Source organism: Mesorhizobium sp. A623, assembly GCF_054489405.1.
The window spans coordinates 47645-69226 of the sequence record NZ_JBTMXB010000001.1 but is presented as its reverse complement, the minus strand read 5'-3'; the positions used below and the strand labels follow the sequence as shown (position 1 = coordinate 69226).

Sequence of the window (21582 nt, the reverse complement as noted above, 5' to 3'; positions counted from 1 at the left end):
GGATCGCGTCATGCAACTCAGTCTCGATCAGGCAACCGGCCTGTGCCGCATGGCGGCGCTGGGGGCCGGCGCTGGCGACGAGACAGCGCAATCGCTGGCGTCGGCGACCGTGACGGCGGAAGCCGAGGGCAATACCGCAGTCGGGCTTTCGCATTTCATCGATTATCTCGATGCGCTGGAGGCGGGCCGTATCGACGGCAAGGCCGATCCCGTCGTGACGAGGCCCGCGCTGGCGCTCTATCTGTCGGATGCCAAGGGCGGCATTGCCCATACCGCCTTCGACCGCACCATTGACGATCTCGCCAAGGCGGCCCGGCTGTTCGGTGTCGCCATCTTTTCGCAGAATAACGCCTATACCTGCGGCGCGCTCGGCTATTTCACCCGGCGGCTGGCCGAACGGGGGCTGGTTTCCTTCGCGGCCACCAACGGGCCGGCGCTGCTTGCCGGGGCGGGATCGATCAGGCCGGTCTATTGCACCAACCCGATGTCGTTTGCAGCACCTGCCGCCGATGGCACGCCGCTGGTCATCGACCAGGCCTCGAGTGCCGCCGCCTTCGTCACCATCCGCAAGGCGGCTGAGGCGTGCGAAAAAATCCCCGAAGGTTTTGCGCTCGACGCCCTCGGCAACCCGACCACCGATCCGGCGCAGGCCATGAAGGGCGCGCTGCTGGCTTTCGGCGGCAACCGCGGGGCCAATATCGCGCTGATGGTGGAAGTGTTGGCGGCAGGTCTGTCGGGCGCGAACTGGTCGCTCGACGCGCCTTCCTTCGCCGATGGTTCGCAAAGCCCCGGCAGCGGCCTGTTCATCCTCGCCATCGAGCCAAAACTGCTCGACGCGGATTTCGAGCAGCGCATGGCGGATCAGCTCGAGCGCTTGCGGGGGCACGGCGTGCATCTGCCGGGTCGCGCCGGCGTGGAAGCCTCGCAACGGGCGGCCTTGCATGGCCTGACTGTCTCAAAGGATGTCGTGCAGCGCATTTCGGAATTCGCGGCCCGCTATTCGGCCTGAACGGCGCATTCCGTTAGAGAATAGGCGCCTCGATCAACTAATGTTCATTTGACTGTGAGCGAGCGGATCGAGTCGTTCGGCTCCTCAGCAAAGGAGATATTTTACCGATGACGTCCGAAAATTCCCGTGAACGCCTGATCGTACCCGTCCTTGGCTGCGTCTACGCAAAGCTGCACGACAGCGCCGAGACGCTGCTTCGTGTCGTCGCCGGCGGCATTCTCGCCGTTCACGGCTCGTCGAAGATCGGCAATCCGTTCGGCGCTGCCGAAATGGTCGAAGGCCTCGGCTTCTATCCCGGCGTCTTCTGGTCGCCCTTGCTGGCAGTCACCGAATTCTTCGGCGGCATTCTGCTGGCGCTCGGCCTGTTGACTCGGCCCGCCGCCTTCGCCGGCATGATCGTCCTGCTGGTCACGGTGTGGTTTCATTGGGTCACGATGGGTCAGGGTTTTTCCGGCGCCGAAAAGTCGATCCTGTGGGCGGCCATCATGGCCTTCTTCGTCGTTCGCGGTGGCAATCGTCATTCCGTGGACGCCCGGCTCGGCAAAGCGTTCTGATTGTCCGGGAAGCGGGTGCGGCGACCAGTCGCCGCCCTTTGCCTTTGGCGAAAAACCGACTATGAAACGGCTTCAGCCAGACCCCTGACGATCCACAGGGGCGCAGTTTGTCGGAGCGTGTCATGACCGAAATCCTGGAAACGCCAAAGCTCGTCGTCGTTTTCGGCGGCTCGGGGTTCATCGGTCGCCATGTCGTGCGGGCGCTGGCCATGCGCGGTTATCGCATCCGCGTCGGCTGCCGCCGCCCCGATCTCGCCGGCCATTTGCAGCCGCTCGGCAATGTCGGCCAGATCCAGCCGGTGCAGGCCAATCTTCGTATGCGCTGGTCGATCGACCGGGCCGTCCAGAGCGCAGACCATGTCGTCAACCTTGTCGGCATCCTGCATGAAAGCGGCCGCCAGCGGTTCACAACCGTGCACCAGTTCGGCGCACGCGCCGTCGCCGAGGCCGCGCGCGCCGTCGGCGCGGGTCTTACCCACGTTTCCGCGCTGGGCGCCGACCGAAATTCCGAATCGGCCTATGCGCGTACCAAGGCGCTGGGCGAAAAAGCGGTGTTCGAAACCGTCCCCGATGCTGTCGTGCTGCGGCCGTCGGTTGCTTTCGGACCGGAAGACGCTTTTTTCAACCGGTTCGCCGCCATGGCCCGCCTTTCCCCAGCGCTGCCGCTGATCGGCGGCGGCCAGACCCGCTTCCAGCCGGTCTATGTCGCCGACATCGCCGAGGCCGTAGCCCGTTCCGTCGATGGCGAGGCAGCGGCCGGGCAAGTCTATGAACTCGGCGGCCCAAGCGTGCTCACCTTCAAGGAGTGCATGGAAGAACTGTTGACCGTGATCGACCGCAAGCGGCCGCTGATCCCGGTGCCATGGTGGGTCGCCAACGTCCAGGCCTCGATCCTCGGCCTTTTGCCGAACCCTCTTCTTACGCGGGACCAGGTGACGCAACTGCGTTCGCACAACGTCGTTTCCGCGGCCGCCGCCGCGGAAGGCCGGACGCTGGCGGGACTTGGCATCCAGCCGCAGGCCATCGGCACCATCCTGCCCAGCTATCTGTGGCGTTTCCGCGCCGCCGGACAATTCCAGCGCAAGCCCGCGGCTTAGGAAACCGTTTGAAAATCTCGTGAGACCGGGCTGCAAACGGCGCTCGGCTGCACTCCGGTGCTCACGTACTTAAAGTACGCTCCGCTCCGGCACTCGCCGTGCACCGTTTTCGCCGCGGCCTGACGATTTTTCAAACGGTTTCCAAGGTGCCGTTAACCCCAGATCAATAGCGCGATCATCCCCACCCCGCCGACGATCAGCCGCCACCAGCCGAACAGCGAATAGCCGTGGCGGGAAACGTAGTCGAGCAGGAAGCGCACGACGAACAGGGCCGAGACGAAAGCCGCAACGAAGCCGATGGCGATGAGCGAAAGATCGGAGCTTGTCAGCACGTTCCGGTTCTTGATCAGGTCGAAGGTGAAAGCGCCGAGCATGGTGGGCATAGCGAGGAAGAAGGAAAATTCGGCCGCCGCCCGCTTTTCGACGCCCAAGAGCATGGCGCCCACGATGGTTGCACCGGAGCGCGAGGTTCCCGGGATCATGGCGAGGCACTGGAACAGGCCGATCTCGATATAGCGCCGGAGCGGGAAGCGCTCGACGTCGCGATAGATCGGCTTGAGGTCCATGCGGTCCACCCAAAGCAGCACGACGCCGCCGATAATCAGCATGGTGCAGATCAGCTTTGGCGATTCGAACAGCACCGTCTTGATGAAATCATGCGCCAGCGCGCCGATGATCGCTGCCGGCAGGAAGGCCAGCACGATACCGAGGACAAAGTGCCGTGTCAGCCGATCATGCCGAAAATCGACCAGCATCTTCCACAGGCGCTGGAAATAGAGGCTGAGGATAGCCAGGATCGCGCCCAACTGGATGAGGATTTCGAACGCCTTGCCGGTCGATTCGAAGCCGAGAAAGTGCCCGGCGAGCAGGATATGCCCCGTCGAGGATACCGGGATGAACTCCGTCAACCCTTCGATCAGGCCGAGCAGCAGCGCTTCAACGATGGTATGGGTTTCCATGGAACCTCGATCACGGCTTGCTTGTCATGGCGCGGAACTAACCCTATAGGTCGCTGGACATGACCGCCCTCAGATCGGGCGGACAACACTTACCGGCGCGAGCGGCGATTCGCCAGAGCGCTTTTTTCACCGCTGGACCATGCTGACGCTTTTTCATCACCCGATGTTCGCCTCCTGCCGCTTCGTCCGCCTCGCCTTCGGCGAGTATGGCGAGGAACTGGCGTTGATCGAGGAAAAGCCGTGGACGCGGCGCAAGGAATTTCTGGCGCTCAATCCGGCGGGCACGCTGCCTATCCTGCTGGCCGAAGGAGACGTGCCGATCGTCGGCGCCAGCGTCATCGCCGAATATCTCGATGAAACGCGCGGCGTGCTGAAGCGCGAGAAGCGGCTGTTTGCCGAAGACCCGATGGACCGCGCCGAAATTCGCCGGCTGACCGACTGGTATCTCAACAAGGCCGACAGCGAAATCACGCGGCATCTGGTGCGCGAACGCGTGCTGAAGCCGGTCATGCCCGAAGCGTCGGGCGGCGGCTCTCCGGATTCGGCCGCGATCCGGGCGGCTCGGGCCAATATCCGCCAGCACATGAAATACACCAACTGGCTGGCCGGCACCCGGCCGTGGCTGGCCGGCGGCAGGATCACCTATGCCGACCTGGCCGCGGCATCGGCGCTGTCGGTGCTCGACTATCTCGGCGAAATCGACTGGCGCGAGCATAATGCAGCGCGCGAATGGTACACGCGCGTCAAGTCGCGGCCATCGTTCCGGCCGCTTTTGGCCGACCGCGTGCGCGGCCTAACCCCGGTGTCGCACTATGCGGACCTCGATTTCTGATCCGACCAAGCTTCGCGCGCTGATCGACCGCGAGGCGCAGGCTGCCGGTTTCGATGCCGTCGCCGTCACCACGCCCGATGCCATCCCGCTGGCGCCTGCACGGCTAGCCGAATTCGTCGATGCCGGCTTCCACGGCTCGATGGGCTGGATCGAAGAGACGCTGGAGCGCCGCAGCAGCCCCTCCACGCTATGGCCGGAAGTGCGCTCCATCGTCGTTTTGGCCATGAACTACGCGCCCGACCACGACCCCCGCGAAATCCTCGGCCAAAAGAGCAGCGGCGCGATTTCGGTCTATGCGCAAAACCGCGATTACCACGACGTGATGAAAGGCCGGCTGAAGGAGATCGCCGGCAAGCTCGTCGCCAGGGCCGGCGGCGACGTAAAGGTGTTCGTCGATACCGCGCCCATCATGGAAAAGCCGTTGGCGGGGGCCGCCGGCCTTGGCTGGCAGGGCAAGCACACCAATCTGGTCAGCCGCGAGCATGGTTCGTGGCTGTTCCTCGGCACGATTTTCACCACGGCCGAACTGGAGCCGGGCACGCCGGAAATCGACCATTGCGGCTCGTGCCGCGCCTGCCTCGACGCTTGCCCGACGAATGCCTTTCCCGCGCCCTACAAGCTCGATGCGCGGCGCTGCATCTCCTACCTCACCATCGAGAACAAGGGGCCGATCCCGCTGGAATTCAGGCAGGCCATCGGCAATCGCATCTATGGCTGCGACGATTGTCTTGCCGCCTGCCCGTGGAACAAGTTCGCCCACGCCGCATCGGAGGCGAAGCTGGCCGCCCGCGACGATCTGCGCGAACCGGCGCTGGCCGAGCTTTTGCGGCTGGACGATGCTTCGTTTCGCAGCTTTTTCTCCGGTTCCCCGGTCAAGCGCATCGGCCGCGACCGTTTTTTGCGTAATGTTCTGATCGCGGCGGGCAATTCCACAGACACTTCGCTCGTCCCTACCGTGCGCGCCCTGCTTGCCGATCCGTCGCCGCTGGTGCGCGGCGCGGCCATCTGGGCGCTGTCGCGGCTTGTGCCGGATAGCGAATTTGCCGATCTTGCCAAAGTGGCCCTGCGCACCGAAAGCGACGACGACGTGCGCAGCGAATGGCTTCCGGTCATTCCGGGCCAAATCGAGATGGAAAGCCAGGCATGAGTCGGGAAAAGATATTCATTTTCGGAGCGGGTTATTCCGGCAAGGCCTTTTCTCAGGCGATGTCCGGTGCGCCGATTGTCGGCACGACGCGCTCGCCGGAAAAATTCGATGCACTGCGGCAGGCCGGCATCGCGCCGTTGCTTTTCAACGGTTCTCTGACGCCGAAGATCGAGGCCGCGCTGCGCGAAACCACCCATCTTGTCATCTCCACCGCGCCCGATGAAGCCGGCGATCCGGTCTTGAATGCGGCGCGTGAAACCATCGCGAAAAACATGCCGGCGCTGGCTTGGATCGGCTATCTGTCGACGGTCGGCGTCTATGGCGACCATGGCGGCAGGTGGGTGGACGAGGCCGCAGAATGCCGGCCGGTGTCGCGCCGCTCCATCATGCGGGTGGCGGCCGAGCAGGAATGGCTGGCGCTCGGGCGAGAGATCGGCCGGCCAGTCGCGGTCCTGCGGCTTTCGGGCATTTACGGGCCGGGGCGCAATGCCTTCGTCAATTTGCAGAACGGCACCGCCAAGCGGCTGGTCAAGCCGGGCCAGGTGTTCAACCGCATCCACCGCGACGACATCGGCGGCGCGCTCAGCCATTTGGCCGGGCAAAATCGCGGCGGCGTCTTTAACGTCACCGACGATTTGCCGGCGCCGCCGCAGGATGTTGTGGCTTACGCGGCAAAATTGATGGGCGTCGAGCCGCCGCCTGAAATTGCCTTCGAGACGGCCCAACTTTCGCCCATGGCGCGTTCTTTCTATGGCGAGAACAAGCGCGTGGCCAATGCGGCGATCAAGGCTACCGGCTACCATTTCCGTTTCCCCGATTACCGCTCTGCGCTGAACCGGATGTGGGCGGACGGCAACTGGAACGACGGTGCGGCACGCAGCCCTATTCGGCGTTAAGCTTTGCGTAACCACGACGGCTCAAGGTCCGGCAAAAAGCTCGAAGGTCCGTGATGAGAAAAATCCAGCCCTGTTTTCGTCGTGGCGGTCGCCTGCTGGCCGGCCTGATCGCGATTGTGGCGCTTCTGGCGCTTGGCGCGCAGCCCTCAATGGCGGCGGAAAAGGCCAAGGATCTGTTCGGGGCCAAGAGACTGCCGGCGGTGGCGGCGCCGCAATCCTTCGGCTTCTATTCCAAGGGGTGTTTTGCCGGCGGCATGGCGATCGCCACCGATGGCCCGACCTGGCAGGCGATGCGGCCATCGCGCAATCGCCGCTGGGGCCATCCGACCATGATCGCCCTCATCGAAAAGCTGTCGCGGGACGCCGTCGCCATCGGCTGGCCCGGCCTGCTGCTCGGCGATATTTCACAGCCGCGCGGCGGCCCGATGACGACGGGCCACGCCTCGCACCAGATCGGGCTCGATGCCGACATCTGGTTCACGCCGATGCCCGACCGCCGCCTGTCAATCAGCGAGCGCGAGAACATGAGCGCCGTTTCGCTGGTCAACGAAAAGACGCACCGTGTTAAGGAAAATATCTGGAACCCGGTTTATGCGCGCCTGCTCCGGCAAGCGGCGAGCTATCCGGAAGTCGAACGCATCCTGGTCAATCCCGGCATCAAGAAGAAGCTGTGCGATACGGTGACCGGCGACCGTTCCTGGCTGCACAAGATCCGGCCGTTCTGGGGCCATGACTATCATTTCCATATCCGCATCGGCTGCCAGCCGGGTTCTCCTTCCTGCAAGCCGCAGCAGGCGACGCCGATGGACGACGGTTGCGGCAAGCCGCTGGCATGGTGGTTCACCGAGGAGCCATGGCGGCCCAACAAGAACCCCGATGCGCCGAAGGCACGCGACCTGATGACCATGGCCAACCTGCCGAAGCAATGCCAGGCCGTGCTCGACGCGCCAAGCCCGGTGTCTGCGGAAGCGGTCACCTACCATGGCGTCGGCGGCGCGCCGGCGGTTGCCGCGGCCCCGACCACGACGGTTCGCGCGGCCATCGAAGCCGCCGCGCCTATCCCGTTCAGCGCCAGCGCTTTTGCCCCGACTCCGGAGATCGGCATTCCGTTGCCGCTGCCCCGCCCCGGCCATTAGGGCCAATCGGCATTCAATCGATTCACGCGGTGTTTTTGGCGCTGTTTATAGGGCGCGCGGTGCTCGTTTCGCCATTGCGCGCGGCGGCGATCCTGCATAAGCCTCTTTCGCCATCATGGCCGACCGCCATTTGAAAATCGGAACGATCAGGACACTACATGCCGGCCACCAGCGACATCGAAACGCCATTGCGGTTTCCGATCCTGATCGGCGACATCGGCGGCACCAATGCCCGTTTCTCCATCGTCTTCGACGCGGTGACGGAAGCCTCCGAGCCTATCATCGTGCGAACGGCCAGTTTCGACACCATCGACGAGGCGATCCGGTCCGCTGTGCTCGATCATGCGCCCGTGCGGCCGAACTCGGCCGTGCTGGCCGTTGCCGGCCCCGTCGAAAGCGACGAAATCCCGCTCACCAATTGTCCGTGGATCGTCAAGCCGAAGCAGATGCTCGCCAATCTGGGCTTGAGCGACATCGTCGTGCTCAACGATTTCGAGGCGCAGGCGCTGGCGGTCGTGGCGCTGGGCGAAGAACATATGGAAAAGATCGGCGGCGGCGCGCCGGAACCGAATGCCGGGCGCGTCGTGCTCGGCCCCGGAACCGGCCTTGGCGTTGCCGGGCTGATCCATTCGGGCGGGCGCTGGATACCCGTTCCCGGCGAGGGCGGCCATATGGACATCGGCCCGCGCAGCCAACGCGATTTCGAGGTGTTTCCGCATATCGAGAAACTGGAGGGCCGCATTTCCGGCGAGCAGATTTTGTGCGGACGCGGGCTGGTCAACGTCTATCGGGCCGTGGCCGTGGCGGACGACAAGCCTTCGCCGCTTTCCCAGCCGGCCGAAATCACCGCTGCCGCGTTGGCGAAAACCGACCCGGTGGCGCAGGAGGCGCTGTCGATCTTTACCGCCTGCCTGGGACGCACCGCAGGCGATCTGGCCTTGGTGTTCATGAGCCGGGGCGGCGTTTTCCTGACCGGCGGCATCGCCCAGAAAATCCTGCCTGCTCTGAAGGACGGTAATTTTCGCGCCGCATTCGAAGACAAGGCCCCCCATCGCGCTCTGATGGCGACCATGCCGGTTTACGTCATCACGCAGCCGCTGGCGGCCCTGGCCGGCCTCGCCGCCTATGCGCGCATTCCCTCCCTTTTCGGCGTCGAGACGAGGGGACGACGCTGGAGAACGGCTCTGGCCTGAAGTTTCCATAGGCAAGCCGGCCTCCTGCCGCTATGAGGTGCACCGGAAGGTGGGGCTTCAAACAGGCAGCGCCGGCAATCGCGGAATGGCTCGTTGAAAGCAGATACCGAAAAGCACAGGGCCCAGCCCAGCGAGATCGTGGCGGTCATTCGCCGCATCCTTGCCGAGAACGGCCGCGAATATGCGTGGTACTACGCGCTTGCCATCTTGTGCCTGGTGCTGGTGGCGGGAACGACGGCGTTCACCGCCTGGATTATGCGCGACGTGATCGACGAGATTTTCTATCGCCAGCGCAGCGACCTGATCCTGCTGATCTGCGCGACGATCATGGCCGCCTTCGTCATTCGCGGGCTTGCCTCCTACGGCCAGGCGGTAACGCTGGCCAAGATCGGCAACAATCTGGTCGCGCGCTACCAGCGCCGCATCTTCGACCATGTGATGAAGCTGGGCGTCGGCTACTTCAACGACACGCGCTCGGGCCGGCTTGCCGCCCAGATCAACGAGAACGTCAACGGCATCCGCGACCTGCTCGGCATGACGCTGACCTCGATCGCGCGCGACGCGGTATCGCTGATTGCTTTGGTCGGGGTCATGATCGCGCAGGACCCGCTGCTGGCTGCGATGTCGCTGCTGATCGGCCCGCCCTTGGTCTACTCCGTCTCCTATCTCATGCGCCGGCTGCGCCGCGCCACGCGCGAGGCTGTGCAGATCAACTCGCACCTGATCGGCGCCATGCAGGAGGCGACGCAGGGCATCGCCATCGTCAAGGCCTTCACCATGGAGGAAGAGCTGGCGCGCCGCATCAGCATCCTCGTCGGCGAGGCCGAGCAGAAGGCCAACCGGATCGCCCGCGTGTCGGAACGGCTGACGCCGATCGCCGAAATTCTGGCCGGCTTCGCCGTCGCCGGCGTCATCGGCTATGCGGGCTACCGCGCCACCGCCGGCGGCCACCCGCCAGGCGCGATATTCTCGTTCATTTCAGCGTTGCTGCTCGCCTACGATCCGGCACGGCGGCTCGCCCGCGTTCAGGTCAACATGGAGCGTTCGCTGGTCAATGCGCGCATGATCTACGAATTGCTCGACCTCAAGCCGCAGCAGGGCGACGCACCGGACGCGCCCGCAATCCAGGTCGGCAAGGGCGAGGTCCGCTTCACGGATGTGTCCTTCAGCTATGCGCCGGAGGTGCCAGTGCTGCGGAGCTTGAGCTTCGTCGCCGCTGCCGGCAAGACGACCGCCATCGTCGGAGCTTCGGGAGCCGGCAAATCGACGCTGGTGGCCTTGCTGCAACGCTTTTACGACGTCGAGTCGGGCTCCATCGAGATCGATGGCCAGGACATTTCGAAGGTAACCAAGCGGTCGCTTCGCCAATCGCTCGCCTATGTCTCGCAGCAACCCTACCTGTTCGAAGGCACCATCCGCGACAATATTCGCTATGGGCGGCTCGAGGCGAGCGACGCCGAAATCGAACTGGCCGCACACCAGGCGGCGGCCGACGAATTCATCCGCCAGCAGCCGCAGGGCTACGACACGCCGGTCGGCGAAAACGGCGCGACGCTGTCGGGCGGGCAGCGCCAGCGCGTGTCGATTGCGCGCGCCATCGTGCGGCAGGCGCCGGTGCTTTTGCTGGACGAGGCGACATCGGCGCTGGACAATGAATCGGAAGCGCGGGTGCAGGATGCGCTGACCGAAATCATGCAGGGGCGCACCACCATCGTCATCGCGCACCGGCTTTCAACGGTCGTCAACGCCGATAACATCCTCGTTCTCGAGGAAGGCAGGCTGGTCGAAGAAGGCACGCATAAGTCGCTGATGGCACGGCCACACAGCATTTACGCACGTTTCCACCGCTTGCAGGGCGCGACCGGGCTAGGCCTCGTCGACGACGGGCAGCCGGCCCAGGTCTCGGCCGGCGAGACCGCTGCACAGCAGCCGGCGCGTGAACAGCAGGAGAACGAGAAAAAAGCATGAGCGACATGGAACTGGTGGTCGTGGGTGCTGGGGGCCGCATGGGCCAGACCTTGATCCGCACCCTTGCCGAAATGCCGGGCGTGCGCCTCGGCGGAGCCGTCGAAAGGGCCGGCTCGCCGGCGCTTGGCAAGGATGCAGGCGAACTTGCCGGGACCGGCGCGAACGGCATCATCATCGGCGATGACCCGCTACCCGTCTTCGCCAAAGCGGACGGCGTTGTCGACTTCACCGCGCCGGCGTCCAGCGTGGAATTTGCCGGCTATGCCGCGCAGGCCCGCATCGTCCACGTCATCGGCACCACCGGCTGTTCGACCGAGGACGACGCCAGCATCGCCGCCGCCGCGCGCCACGCCACCATCGTCAAGTCGGGCAATATGAGCCTCGGCGTCAATCTGCTCGCGGTGCTGGTGGAACAGGCCGCCGCCGCGCTGGATGCGGACGATTTCGACATCGAAATCCTGGAAATGCACCACCGGCACAAGGTCGACGCGCCGTCCGGCACGGCGCTGCTGCTCGGCGAAGCGGCCGCCGCAGGCCGGGCCGTCCCGCTTCCCGGCAACGATGTGCGTGTGCGCGACGGTCATACGGGCGCGCGAAAAACCGGCTCGATCGGCTTCGCGACACTGCGCGGCGGCTCGGTGGTCGGCGACCACTCCGTGCTGTTGGCTGGAACCGGCGAAACCATTACCCTTGCCCACCATGCCGGCGACCGGGCAATCTTCGCGCGGGGCGCAATCAAGGCGGCACTTTGGGCGCAGGGCAGGAAGCCCGGCCTTTATTCCATGCGCGACGTGCTCGGCCTGGGCTGAAATTTCTATCACCGAAGGGAGAAAATATGTCGGGAACTCTCGTGCTCGTGCGCCACGGCCAGAGCGAATGGAACCTGAAGAACCTGTTCACCGGCTGGCGCGATGTCGACCTGACCGAGCAGGGCCACACCGAAGCCAAAGCCGCCGGCCAGAAGCTGAAGGCGCGCGGGCTGAAATTCGACATCGCCTTCACTTCGGCGTTGGTGCGGGCGCAAAAGACCTGCCAGCATATTCTGGACGCGGTCGGCCAGAGCGACCTGAAAACGATCCGCGACGTCGCCCTGAACGAACGCGACTACGGCGACCTTTCCGGTCTCAACAAGGACGATGCGCGCAAGAAGTGGGGCGAGGAACAGGTGCATGTCTGGCGCCGCTCCTATGACGTGCCGCCGCCTGGCGGTGAGAGCCTGAAGGATACCGGGGCGCGCGTCTGGCCCTATTACCTGCACGATCTGCAGCCGCATGTGCTGTCCGGCGGCACCGTGCTGGTCGCGGCGCACGGCAATTCGCTGCGCGCGCTGATCATGGCGCTGGACGGCGCTTCCGGCGAAGACATCGTCAATCTCGAGCTCGGCACCGGCGTGCCGATCATCTACAGGCTCAATGCGGATTCGACCGTCGCGTCCAAGGAAGTTCTGGCCGGCTGAACGCCGTTTTGCACGCCAAAGCATGGCAGCGCCGCGCCAAGTCGAAAAAGCGCGTTGACACTGCCGGTATGCCCGCTTACATGAGCGCGCACCAGCCCAGATGGCGGAATTGGTAGACGCGCACGGTTCAGGTCCGTGTGCCGCAAGGCGTGGAGGTTCGAGTCCTCTTCTGGGCACCATTCCATTCGAAAAAGCCTAGCAATTTCAATAAGTTGCTAGGCTTTTTCTTTTCATATCCCCGCTTCAATCCCTTTCCTTTCCCGTTCGACTGTGACCCTGACGCCTCACTCGGCCGGCGCGAAGGTGCGGCAGGGCTGGGGGAAAAATGAATGCTTCGACAATTTTTGATCGCACTGTCAGCCAGCGATCCTGCTCTAGCCGACACAGGAACAGACGATCGAAGAGCGAGGATGGGGAGCTATTCCCCGCGTTCGGCCCCACCGATCAGCAGAGCGAGGATCGGGCTACCGGCACGGCAAGAGCGCTGGCCGACAAGCACGTCGGGGTGATCGCCTAGACAGGGAAGCCAACCCGGATATCGGTGAGTACGGGCCGCCAACGACGCTGTTCGTTGCCGGCGACGTGCCGGACATGGAGTAAATGGAAATCCGCGTCAGTCATGGCGGTTTAGCTCGCTGCCGTGATGCCGCTTTAGAGCATCGACCAGCATCCTGCCCTTCATTCATCCCGCCATGTGATCTTCCGAACGCAATCGGTTCGCCTTATCGTCATCCCCTTGCCGAATTATTTGCCTCATGAGCCGTTTTTTCTTGCACCCTTGTCCTGTTGGACTGATTGTTGCCCATTGACCTTGAGCGGATTAACCGAGTGCGTCCGCGAGCTACCAGCTAGTTTGATTGATCGCTCGATCGATCGAATGGATATCTTAGGGGGATAGCATGGTTGGAACCTTTAAAGCCACCAAGTATGGTGGTTATCAGGAAGCAGAATCTACCATTATACTGTCAGATAATAACTCTGCACTCTCTGATGCTGTTTACGATGTTAATAATAGCGGTTATTATAATATTATCAAGTTTGTTAATGGGCAGTTATACATGTATAACCCCATGATACCGAACGGTTATCTTTATGACAGCAGTTCAAATCCGATATTTTCAGAGACATATGGGCTGTATCTCAGCTTTAGTGGAAGTACTAATCAAGTAGGATTCGGCGGCGGAGCTTTGCACGACGAATTGATAGGTGGCAGCGGCAACGACGATCTAAATGGCTTTGGCGACGCTGACTGGCGGCGCAGGCACTGACACTCTGACGGGTGGCACTGGAAACGATACCTTCAGCGGCACGGCAAGTGAACTGGACGGGACACGATCACTGACTTGTCGGTCAACGATACAATTCAGCTTACGGGCGGGGGCTCATTTGAAAGTTGGAGCTATTTTGTAGGCGTCAACCGTCTACAATTTTCCGCAAACGGTAGCGACGTGCACCTCAATACCGGCGACATCAGCGTCATCGGTGGCACGTTAACAGCCACTGGATTCACCGTTACCGATCTCAACGATGCACCAACCGGCATCTCGCTGTCACCGGCAACCGTTGCGGAAAATGCGCTTGGCGTCACAGTCGGAGCACTGACGGTCAACGATCCCGATATCAACAATGGATTGGAGACACATACCTATTCACTTGTGACTGGTGATGGTGCTGCCGACAATGCCCTGTTCAAGATCGACGGCACCCAACTGAAGCTACAGGATGGTATGGTGTTTGACTTCGAATCCAATCCAACCTCCTCCGTGCGAGTGCAGGTGACAGATGCGTGGGGGCTGACTCATCAAGAGGCGCTGACGATCACCGTCACCAATGTGAACGAAGCGCCCGAAATCACATCCAACGGAGGCGGACCGACGGTGGCCATACCCGTTGCTGAAAACACGCAGCCGTAACGACAGTGATCGCGAGCGACCCCGAAAATGACCCGCTGACCTATTCGATTGCCAGCGGCGGCGATGCGATTCTGTTCGATATCGACACTTTTAGCGGTGAATTGTCTTTCATGACGGCTCCCGATTTTGAGAACCCCGAATCCACAGGCGCAAACGCCTCCAACCTTGCCCATCCGGTATGAGGATTCTTTCGCCGCTTCCTGCTCCGCCCCGGCCTCTGCTCGGCCGTGCCGACGATGCTTCGTCCTGTTTCCGTCTCTTTATCCGCATTTTAACTAATACAGCGCAGCCTCGGTGCACGGTGTTCTGCACGGGGTGGTGGAATGACTGGTTTCGATGACGAAGAAGAAGGGCCACGACGCAGCCTGTTCGAGCGCTGGCGGTCGATTGCCCGAGCGGTAGCAACCTACGCTCCGCCGCTCGTTTCGATAGCCGCGGCCATCGCGGCCGGTTATTTCAGCTACAACGCAGTTACGACGAAGCCGCCGGAAGATATGACCAGGCTGGCGATATCGATCCTGAGATCCGACGATACGCCCCCGGAACTACGGGATTGGGCGACAAGCGCGCTCAAGATACAGACCGATCTTCCGCTGGCCAGATAGAAGCGCATGCGCTGAGCCGCGCCACGGGTCAGCGCCCTTGCCGGCCAGAGCTATTGATGGTTACCTGCTGGCATCGGTGATGTGCAGGGAGAGCGGTTATGGCTGACAGTTTCAAGCCTGGTGATGTCGTCCGGCTGAAGTCGGGCGGCCCACAGATGACCGTAAGCGATGCTTCGGCTGCCTCGGGTGCCGTCATGTGCAACTGGTTCAATCGCGAAGGTGACGTCTGGACCCCGCAGCATGCAGGCTTCAAGTCTGATCAGCTTGTGGCGGCCACTGCGCCTGCGGCCTAGGCGGTGTGACAGTCAGGTTTCGGGCGTGGATGGATTGTTGGAACGCTTGCAATGAGCTATCCGACTGTATCGAAATCCATCAAACCGAGGTCGCTTGATGAAAGACCATCACGACGAGTACATTTATACCAGGGACCATCGGACGCCGCAGGAGCGGCGAGCCGCCAACCGACAGGCGGCGTTCGGCTGGGTATCCCTGATCGCCTTTACCTCCGCTGTCTTTATTCTGGCCAATTTTTTCCTTGTAAAATGATCCCACTCACGGCCGGGTGGGACGCAGCCTCGCCGGCGGCGCCCCGACACTTTGATTGAGCATCGGAATAATCCGAAAAACGATCCCGCTTTTCGGGCCGATGCTCCAGCGATTATCGGCCTTGCAGAACGCGAACGATGGCCGGCGTTACCTGCCCTCTCGAAGCCGCGCTGATGTCCTTATGGGAAAGGCGGCCAGACGTAATGCCGCGCGTCAACCTCGAACAATAGGTTCGTGGCGTAGCGCGGACGGATGTGTTCATCACCTTGGCAATATTTTGGCGTGTTCGTAGCGGCTTGGCTGTTATATTCTGCGTGCAGTTTGCGACGAACTCGCTGCGCAGAGCGGGGCTGCCTTTGAGGGCTTCCTTGCTTGTCGCATAGCTGGTGGCGCTGACGCCGCAGCCGGTCAGCAAGATCGCCGACGAAAGCGCGATCAACGATTTGGCGAAGGTCATCCTTCCTCCTCTACAGTTGCCCGTCCCTTTGCGATCTTGCGGGTCGCATCCTGTTTGGTCAACCGCGGGGCAATGCCGGGCGCGCGGCGGCGCAATCGAGGCACTGGACTTGCGATCCTCGTATCGGTAACGAGGCAGGATGAAGCAAAACAGACTTTACCTCGTCATCGGTATCCTGATCGCGGCCGTGATTGCCCTGGGCATCTACGTCTATCATGAGGAAACCAAGCCGAAGGGCGTCGAACTCCACATCGACGAATCGGGCATTTCGGTTCAGGAGAACTAGGTCCCGGCCCGACGGGGAAATTGTCTGCGCAAGCTGAACCTTTCCGGCCATGCGGCGTTCCTTGATGGCTGCGGGTCGTGTCAACCGGGCTCGACGGTACGGTGAACAGGAAGCTTTTTCCCGGTTTCTCTTCCTGGCCGACGAATTGGCAGACGAGCATCTACCCCGTCCGATCCGCAGCACCTTCCCTGAAGCACAGGAACAAACACAGCGATCCCTGGGCGGCGGACAACAGGGAACCTAAAGCCCTGCTCCATGTTGCTGTAGACCTGATCTCATAGGGAGCGGTGACCATGCGTGAAAAATCCGCCTACGAAACCGGAGCCCGGAAATATCCGGCCCGTACCGGCCCCGACCCCAGCGACGCCTTTTCGCAGGATGCCGCCGGCAACAAGCCGCCTGCAAGTGGCGTCGGCCTTACCGAAAATGCCGACGACCCGAGGAAAGACGAGCGCAAGTCCAGTCGCAAGCCGGGTCACAAGGATGCTTCGCCGGAACCCGACCATTCCGACCCGCCGCCCAGGGATACAAGAGAAGCGCCGACGCCAAACCCGAACGGCAAGCCGGCCAGGAAAGACGGCTGATGCATGGCGCCTGAAGTAGCCTCAGGTTGCGCCGCCGCCACGAAAGCAACACCGGAAGAAGAATGCTGATTTTCACCTGCTAAGCGTGACTGAAAGTATGGATTTCGATCGGTTGAAATCGGGCGAAGACCGGTAGAAATAGATCTGCCCACGCGCCGAAATATATTCGGAATTGATGACCGGTATGACCGTCAATTCATGCCGAAGCGGTCACGAAATATGAAATTATTCCTTGCAGGAAACGCGCGCCTGTTCTGACAAACTGTTTCCCGGTGACTCCAAACGTGTCTCGACGCCACGGAACCGCCCGAGATTCGCCCCAGTTGCTGCCTTATTTCCCCCGTTAACAGGCTCATTCTGTCAACGGAGCCCCTTCAACCGCATGAAGAACAGCAATCGGGCCGCGCTTGTCGTGGCAACCGCAGCGGCTGGCCTGATGGTCGCCGTGTCCGCCTCTCCCGCTTCGGCCAAATGCGGCAGCGCCTCCTGGTACGCGTTGCACTCCAAGACCGCTTCGGGCGAACGCATGAATCCCGCCGCGATGACCGCCGCCCACCGCTCGCTGCCGTTCGGAACCAGGCTCAAGGTTACCAATAAAAACAACGGCAAGAGCGTCGTCGTGCGCATCAACGACCGCGGCCCCTTCATCAAGGGACGTATGCTGGATCTCTCCAGGGGCGCGGCACGCCAGCTCGGCTTCATCGGCGCTGGCCATACCTCGGTCTGCACGGCCCGTCTCTAAACAGTTCGATGGAGCATCGGAATAATCCGAAACCGGTCACCCGTTTTCGGTCCGATGCTTTGGGCCGTTGATCTCCGCAACGAAGAACCTGCGGGGCCGCGTGTTGCATCTGCTTTGAACGGCGCGGCGGTTGAATTTAGCCGGCGTCACGGCTTTGAGCCGGGGTTTCAACGGCTTGGACCAAAGCATCAGGCCAATTCACCTGCATAACGTATTGCATCGCAGCAAATTTTCATTAACTTCGCTGTGAGACATTTAAGGCTCGGCGCTGCCGTCGTCCCTTTCCGGTCGAGGCAGCAGCGGAGTTTGCGATGCTCTATCAGCTCTACGAACAGAACCATGCCGCCTTGTGGCCCGCGCGTCTTTACGCCGACTTCACCAGGCTGCTCTATACCAGCCCGCTCAATCCGCTTTCGCACACGCCTTGGGGAAGATCGGTCGCGGCGGCGGCGGAGGTGTTCGAGCGCGCCACGCGCCGCTACGACAAGCCGGGCTTCGGTCTGGACACGACGGTCGTCGACTGGAAGACGGTGCCGGTCGTCGAAAAGACCGTGTGGTCCCGTCCCTTCTGCAACATCATCCATTTCGAGCGCGAAGTCCCCGCCGGGCGCAAGGCCGATCCGAAGCTTCTGATCGTCGCGCCGATGTCCGGCCACCATGCGACGCTGCTGCGCGGGACGGTCGAGGCGATGCTGCCTTACGCCGACGTCCACATCACCGATTGGCTCGATGCCCGCGACGTGCCCGTTTCCGCCGGCAAGTTCGACCTGGACGACTATATCGACTACGTCATCGACATGCTCCATGCGCTCGGCCCGGACACGCATGTCATGGCCGTATGCCAGCCCTCCGTGCCGGTACTGGCTGCCGTGGCGCTGATGGAAGCGCGCGGCGACCGTTTCGCGCCGGCGACGATGACGCTGATGGGCGGGCCGATCGACACGCGGCGCTGCCCGACCGCCGTCAACCGGCTGGCCGAGGAAAAAGGCAGCGACTGGTTCCGCGACCACGTCATCACGCAGGTTCCGTGGCCGGCGGCCGGCGTCGGCCGCGCCGTCTATCCGGGCTTCCTGCAGCTTTCGGGCTTCATCGGCATGAATCTCGACCGCCATCTCACCGCCCAAAAGACGTTCTTCCAGAACCTCGTGAAAAACGACGGCGACAGCGCTGCCAGGCACCGCGAGTTCTACGACGAATATCTGGCGGTGATGGACCTCACCGCCGAGTTCTATCTCCAGACGGTGGATACGGTCTTTGTGCGCCAGGCCCTACCAAAGGGCGAAATGACCCATCGCGGCGTTCCGGTCGATCCATCGGCGATCCGCAATGTCGCGCTGTTCACGGTCGAAGGCGAAAACGACGACATTTCGGGCCTGGGCCAGACCAGGGCCGCGCACGATCTTTGCATCAATGTCCCGGCGGACATGAAGGCGCACTACATGCAGCCGGACGTTGGCCATTACGGCGTCTTCAACGGCTCGCGCTTCCGTGCCGAGATCGTGCCGCGCATCGTCGACTTCATCTCCACCTACGGCAATCACGAAACGATCGACGTGAAGGCCAAGCCTGCCAGCACCGCCAAGGCCCGGGCCGCCAAGGCTCAGGCCAAAGTTCAGGCATAAGTCGCAAAGCCAGGCTCCAGGCCGCGCCGTGTTGCAGAACTGCCGCGGTCACAGGCATGTGAGTAACCATGCCGCCAATCTGCTCGTCGCCGGAATTGACACGGACTGTTAATAGCCCTTAACGTTTCGTTAACAACAAGGGCGAGCGGGGACAATGATTTCCTCAACAGGGTGGAGGCTGCGCAAAAGCGTGGCTATCGGATTGGCGATGTCGGCCTGGTCGGTCGGTTCGGCGTTTGCCGGCGGGCCGATGGCCATCGGTGGCCTGACTTCCCAGCCGATCGGCCACTATGATTTCTGCAAGGCGCACAAGCGCGAATGCTCCATCCGCCCCGCCAACCAGGCACCGGCAGCGATGACCGGCGCCCTGTTGCGGCAACTGGCCAGCGTGTCGGCAGCGGTCAATGCCGCCGTCAAGCCAATGAGCGACATCGACATTTACGGCAAGGAAGAGGTCTGGGCCTATCCGGACAGCGGTGTCGGCGACTGCGAGGACTACGTGCTGGAAAAGCGGCGGCGGCTCAACCGCCTCGGCCTGTCGCTGGCGGATTTGTTGATTACCGTGGTACGCAAGCCCGATGGCGAGGGCCACGCCGTGCTGACCGTGCGCACCGACAAGGGCGACTTTATCCTCGATAATTTGACCGACCAGGTCCGCACCTGGGACCAGACCGGCTACCGTTTTCTCAAGCGCCAGGCGAGCGACAATACCGGCCGCTGGGTTTCGATCCGGGAAGGCCAGCAGCTTCTGGTCGGCTCCGTCCAGTAGAGCGTCATACAGTTCGATCTTGCGCAGGATCCGACCCGCTGCCGGCCGGTCCGTCTGGCGGTGCAGCACCGTCATCCTACCCTGAAGCAATTTTCGCGCTTGCCGACGCTCGCTGGACCTGACTCTGCGCATTCCAGTACGGCGTTGACGTAATAGCGTCCTGTTGTTGGCCATTCCCACGGGCTGGCCGCTTGATGCCGGCTTATTCTCGACACAATTTAGGCCGGCTCCCTTTCCTTTCGGCGTCGGGCGCGCCTATACTTCGCCACCTCAACAGAACTGGTGAAAGATGCCGCCCGTCAAAAAGGAAGCCCGACCGTCCCACCGCGTCGCACGCGCCCGCACACCCGCCTTCGTCAAGAATCTGCGCGGCGTCAAGAACTGGAAGGAAGTCAGCGCCTGGCTGGAATATCGCGGCATCGAAGATATCGAGTGCATCACGCCCGACCAGGCGGGCATCGCCCGCGGCAAGATGATGCCGACCAGCAAGTTCACCTCGAACACTTCTCTGGCCTTGCCGTCCGCTGTGTTCATGGCGACGATTTCGGGTGGCTATCCGGAAAACGGCAACGGCTTCCACTATCCGGAAGACGATGGCGATCTCAAGCTGATGCCGGATCTTTCGACGCTGACTGTGGTGCCGTGGGAAGACGACCCGACGGCGGCCGTCATCTGCGATCTCGTCCATCAGGACGGACGCAATGTCGAGTTCGCGCCACGCAACGTGCTCAGGCGCGTCCTTGGCCTCTACGACAAGCTCGGCCTCAAGCCGGTGGTCGCACCCGAAATCGAGTTCTATCTGGTGCGCAAGAACCCCGATCCGGACTACCCGCTGACACCGCCGGTCGGGCGCTCCGGCCGTGCTATCGGCGGCGGTGCCGGTTATTCCATCGCCGGCGTCAACGAGTTCGACGAACTGATCGACGACATCTATCATTTTTCCGAAAACCAGGGCCTCGAGATCGATACGCTGATCCACGAGGAGGGTGCCGGCCAGCTTGAGATCAATCTGCGCCACGGCGACCCGATCGAGCTTGCCGACCAGGTGTTCATGTTCAAGCGGACCATTCGCGAGGCGGCGCTGAAACACGACATCTACGCCACCTTCATGGCCAAGCCGATCCAGGGCCAGCCGGGTTCGGCCATGCACATCCACCAGTCGATCATCGACAAGAAAACTGGAAGAAACATCTTTTCGGCCGAAGACGGGTCGGAAACCGACGCCTTCTTCCATTTCATCGGCGGCATGCAAAAGCATGTGCCCAATGCGCTGGCGATGTTCGCGCCCTATGTGAATTCCTACCGTCGGTTGACGCAGGCGGCATCGGCCCCCGTCAACAACAAATGGGGCTATGACAACCGCACCACGGCGTTTCGCGTACCGCGTTCCGATCCGGCGGCGCGGCGTGTCGAAAACCGTATCCCGTCTTCCGACGCCAACCCCTATCTGGCGCTCGCCGCCTCGCTGGCCTGCGGGCTGATCGGCATGAACAACAAGATCAAGGCCGAGCCGCCGGTGCTGACGACCGCCAACGAAGCCGAGATCGACCTGCCGCGAGGCCTGCTGGAGGCGGTCGACCTGCTCGAAGCGGACGACGAGTTGTGTGCAGCGCTGGGCAAGTCCTTCACCACCACCTACGCGGCAATCAAGCGCGCCGAATTCGAGACCTTCATGGAAGTGATTTCGCCGTGGGAGCGGGAATATTTGTTGTTGAATGTGTGATTTAGGGCAGTAGCGAATAGCGAATAGCGAATAGCGAATAGCGAATAGCGAATAGAGGTAAGCGTGACCCACCAATCCATGCAAGCAG

At 62.3% G+C, this 21582-nt stretch carries 26 protein-coding genes, 1 tRNA gene and 1 pseudogene; 26 read left to right on the top strand and 2 right to left on the bottom strand.

Annotated elements, in window-relative coordinates:
* The first annotated feature begins 10 nt into the window (after positions 1–10).
* The 3 genes from ACX3P1_RS00410 to ACX3P1_RS00400 all read left to right on the top strand — a co-directional run bounded on the left by ACX3P1_RS00410 (position 11) and on the right by ACX3P1_RS00400 (position 2660).
* Positions 11–1009 (top strand): Ldh family oxidoreductase, encoded by a 999-nt coding sequence (locus tag ACX3P1_RS00410; protein ID WP_459077555.1) that lies wholly within the window; start codon positions 11–13, stop codon positions 1007–1009.
* A gap of 107 nt (positions 1010–1116) precedes the next feature.
* A complete protein-coding gene (locus ACX3P1_RS00405; protein WP_459077554.1) occupies positions 1117–1563 on the top strand; it encodes a DoxX family protein in 447 nt (148 codons plus the stop codon).
* A 122-nt stretch (positions 1564–1685) separates the two neighbouring features.
* Positions 1686–2660, top strand: a complete 975-nt coding sequence (locus tag ACX3P1_RS00400; RefSeq protein ID WP_459077553.1) for a complex I NDUFA9 subunit family protein — start codon at positions 1686–1688, stop codon at positions 2658–2660.
* Positions 2661–2812: 152 nt separating this feature from the next.
* Here ACX3P1_RS00400 and ACX3P1_RS00395 read toward each other — a convergent pair whose 3' ends face one another.
* Positions 2813–3619 (bottom strand): undecaprenyl-diphosphate phosphatase, encoded by an 807-nt coding sequence (locus ACX3P1_RS00395; RefSeq protein ID WP_459077552.1) that lies wholly within the window; start codon positions 3617–3619, stop codon positions 2813–2815.
* A 139-nt stretch (positions 3620–3758) separates the two neighbouring features.
* Between ACX3P1_RS00395 and ACX3P1_RS00390 the strand changes: the two genes are divergently transcribed.
* The 17 genes and pseudogenes from ACX3P1_RS00390 (at position 3759) to ACX3P1_RS00310 (ending at position 15311) form a co-directional block, all read left to right on the top strand.
* Positions 3759–4451 (top strand): glutathione S-transferase family protein, encoded by a 693-nt coding sequence (locus tag ACX3P1_RS00390; RefSeq protein ID WP_459077551.1) that lies wholly within the window; start codon positions 3759–3761, stop codon positions 4449–4451.
* Positions 4432–5598, top strand: a complete 1167-nt coding sequence (queG, locus tag ACX3P1_RS00385) for a tRNA epoxyqueuosine(34) reductase QueG (protein WP_459077550.1) — start codon at positions 4432–4434, stop codon at positions 5596–5598. Before ACX3P1_RS00390 ends, queG begins: the two co-directional genes overlap by 20 nt.
* A complete protein-coding gene (locus tag ACX3P1_RS00380) occupies positions 5595–6494 on the top strand; it encodes an SDR family oxidoreductase (protein WP_459077549.1) in 900 nt (299 codons plus the stop codon). Before queG ends, ACX3P1_RS00380 begins: the two co-directional genes overlap by 4 nt.
* A 53-nt stretch (positions 6495–6547) precedes the next feature.
* Complete coding sequence (mepA, locus tag ACX3P1_RS00375) at positions 6548–7630, top strand: penicillin-insensitive murein endopeptidase (protein WP_459077548.1); 1083 nt, start codon at positions 6548–6550, stop codon at positions 7628–7630.
* Between the two features lie 158 nt (positions 7631–7788).
* Entirely contained in the window at positions 7789–8823 is a 1035-nt protein-coding gene (locus ACX3P1_RS00370; RefSeq protein ID WP_459077547.1) for a glucokinase, read from the top strand.
* A 93-nt stretch (positions 8824–8916) separates the two neighbouring features.
* Positions 8917–10791 carry an ABC transporter ATP-binding protein gene (locus ACX3P1_RS00365; protein ID WP_459077546.1) on the top strand — a complete coding sequence of 625 codons (1875 nt, stop codon included), beginning with the start codon at positions 8917–8919 and terminating at the stop codon, positions 10789–10791.
* Positions 10788–11600 carry a 4-hydroxy-tetrahydrodipicolinate reductase gene (dapB, locus tag ACX3P1_RS00360; protein ID WP_459077545.1) on the top strand — a complete coding sequence of 271 codons (813 nt, stop codon included), beginning with the start codon at positions 10788–10790 and terminating at the stop codon, positions 11598–11600. Before ACX3P1_RS00365 ends, dapB begins: the two co-directional genes overlap by 4 nt.
* 26 nt (positions 11601–11626) lie before the next feature.
* Positions 11627–12247, top strand: coding sequence for a 2,3-bisphosphoglycerate-dependent phosphoglycerate mutase (locus tag ACX3P1_RS00355; protein WP_459077544.1), 621 nt, complete (start codon positions 11627–11629; stop codon positions 12245–12247).
* Between the two features lie 94 nt (positions 12248–12341).
* A tRNA-Leu gene (locus ACX3P1_RS00350) sits at positions 12342–12426 on the top strand.
* 161 nt (positions 12427–12587) lie between these two features.
* Positions 12588–12847 (top strand): annotated as a pseudogene (locus ACX3P1_RS00345) (hypothetical protein).
* Between the two features lie 299 nt (positions 12848–13146).
* A complete protein-coding gene (locus ACX3P1_RS00340; protein ID WP_459077543.1) occupies positions 13147–13515 on the top strand; it encodes a hypothetical protein in 369 nt (122 codons plus the stop codon).
* Positions 13478–13657 carry a hypothetical protein gene (locus ACX3P1_RS00335; protein WP_459077542.1) on the top strand — a complete coding sequence of 60 codons (180 nt, stop codon included), beginning with the start codon at positions 13478–13480 and terminating at the stop codon, positions 13655–13657. Before ACX3P1_RS00340 ends, ACX3P1_RS00335 begins: the two co-directional genes overlap by 38 nt.
* Complete coding sequence (locus tag ACX3P1_RS00330) at positions 13591–14160, top strand: cadherin repeat domain-containing protein (protein WP_459077923.1); 570 nt, start codon at positions 13591–13593, stop codon at positions 14158–14160. Before ACX3P1_RS00335 ends, ACX3P1_RS00330 begins: the two co-directional genes overlap by 67 nt.
* Positions 14161–14165: 5 nt before the next feature.
* On the top strand, positions 14166–14342 hold the full coding sequence (locus tag ACX3P1_RS00325) for a cadherin repeat domain-containing protein (protein WP_459077541.1): 177 nt from the start codon (positions 14166–14168) through the stop codon (positions 14340–14342).
* A gap of 141 nt (positions 14343–14483) precedes the next feature.
* The gene (locus tag ACX3P1_RS00320; protein ID WP_459077540.1) at positions 14484–14765 is read left to right on the top strand and encodes a hypothetical protein; all 282 of its coding nucleotides are present in this window, start codon (positions 14484–14486) and stop codon (positions 14763–14765) included.
* 98 nt (positions 14766–14863) lie between these two features.
* The gene (locus tag ACX3P1_RS00315) at positions 14864–15058 is read left to right on the top strand and encodes a YodC family protein (RefSeq protein WP_459077539.1); all 195 of its coding nucleotides are present in this window, start codon (positions 14864–14866) and stop codon (positions 15056–15058) included.
* 97 nt (positions 15059–15155) lie between these two features.
* Positions 15156–15311: a hypothetical protein gene (locus ACX3P1_RS00310; RefSeq protein ID WP_459077538.1), complete on the top strand. Its 156-nt coding sequence runs from the start codon at positions 15156–15158 to the stop codon at positions 15309–15311.
* Positions 15312–15423: 112 nt separating this feature from the next.
* Here the strand turns inward: ACX3P1_RS00310 and ACX3P1_RS00305 are convergent, their stop codons facing one another.
* Positions 15424–15768 (bottom strand): hypothetical protein, encoded by a 345-nt coding sequence (locus ACX3P1_RS00305; protein WP_459077537.1) that lies wholly within the window; start codon positions 15766–15768, stop codon positions 15424–15426.
* A gap of 139 nt (positions 15769–15907) precedes the next feature.
* Here ACX3P1_RS00305 and ACX3P1_RS00300 point away from each other — a divergent pair, with 139 nt between their 5' ends.
* The 6 genes from ACX3P1_RS00300 to ACX3P1_RS00275 all read left to right on the top strand — a co-directional run bounded on the left by ACX3P1_RS00300 (position 15908) and on the right by ACX3P1_RS00275 (position 21494).
* Complete coding sequence (locus ACX3P1_RS00300) at positions 15908–16054, top strand: hypothetical protein (RefSeq protein WP_459077536.1); 147 nt, start codon at positions 15908–15910, stop codon at positions 16052–16054.
* A 293-nt stretch (positions 16055–16347) separates the two neighbouring features.
* Positions 16348–16638, top strand: coding sequence for a hypothetical protein (locus ACX3P1_RS00295; RefSeq protein WP_459077535.1), 291 nt, complete (start codon positions 16348–16350; stop codon positions 16636–16638).
* Positions 16639–17020: 382 nt separating this feature from the next.
* Positions 17021–17380 carry a septal ring lytic transglycosylase RlpA family protein gene (locus ACX3P1_RS00290; protein WP_459077534.1) on the top strand — a complete coding sequence of 120 codons (360 nt, stop codon included), beginning with the start codon at positions 17021–17023 and terminating at the stop codon, positions 17378–17380.
* 311 nt (positions 17381–17691) lie between these two features.
* Positions 17692–19002: a polyhydroxyalkanoate depolymerase gene (locus ACX3P1_RS00285; RefSeq protein ID WP_459077533.1), complete on the top strand. Its 1311-nt coding sequence runs from the start codon at positions 17692–17694 to the stop codon at positions 19000–19002.
* A 154-nt stretch (positions 19003–19156) separates the two neighbouring features.
* Positions 19157–19771, top strand: coding sequence for a transglutaminase-like cysteine peptidase (locus tag ACX3P1_RS00280; RefSeq protein ID WP_459077532.1), 615 nt, complete (start codon positions 19157–19159; stop codon positions 19769–19771).
* A 289-nt stretch (positions 19772–20060) separates the two neighbouring features.
* On the top strand, positions 20061–21494 hold the full coding sequence (locus ACX3P1_RS00275; protein WP_459077531.1) for a glutamine synthetase family protein: 1434 nt from the start codon (positions 20061–20063) through the stop codon (positions 21492–21494).
* Positions 21495–21582 lie beyond the last annotated feature (88 nt).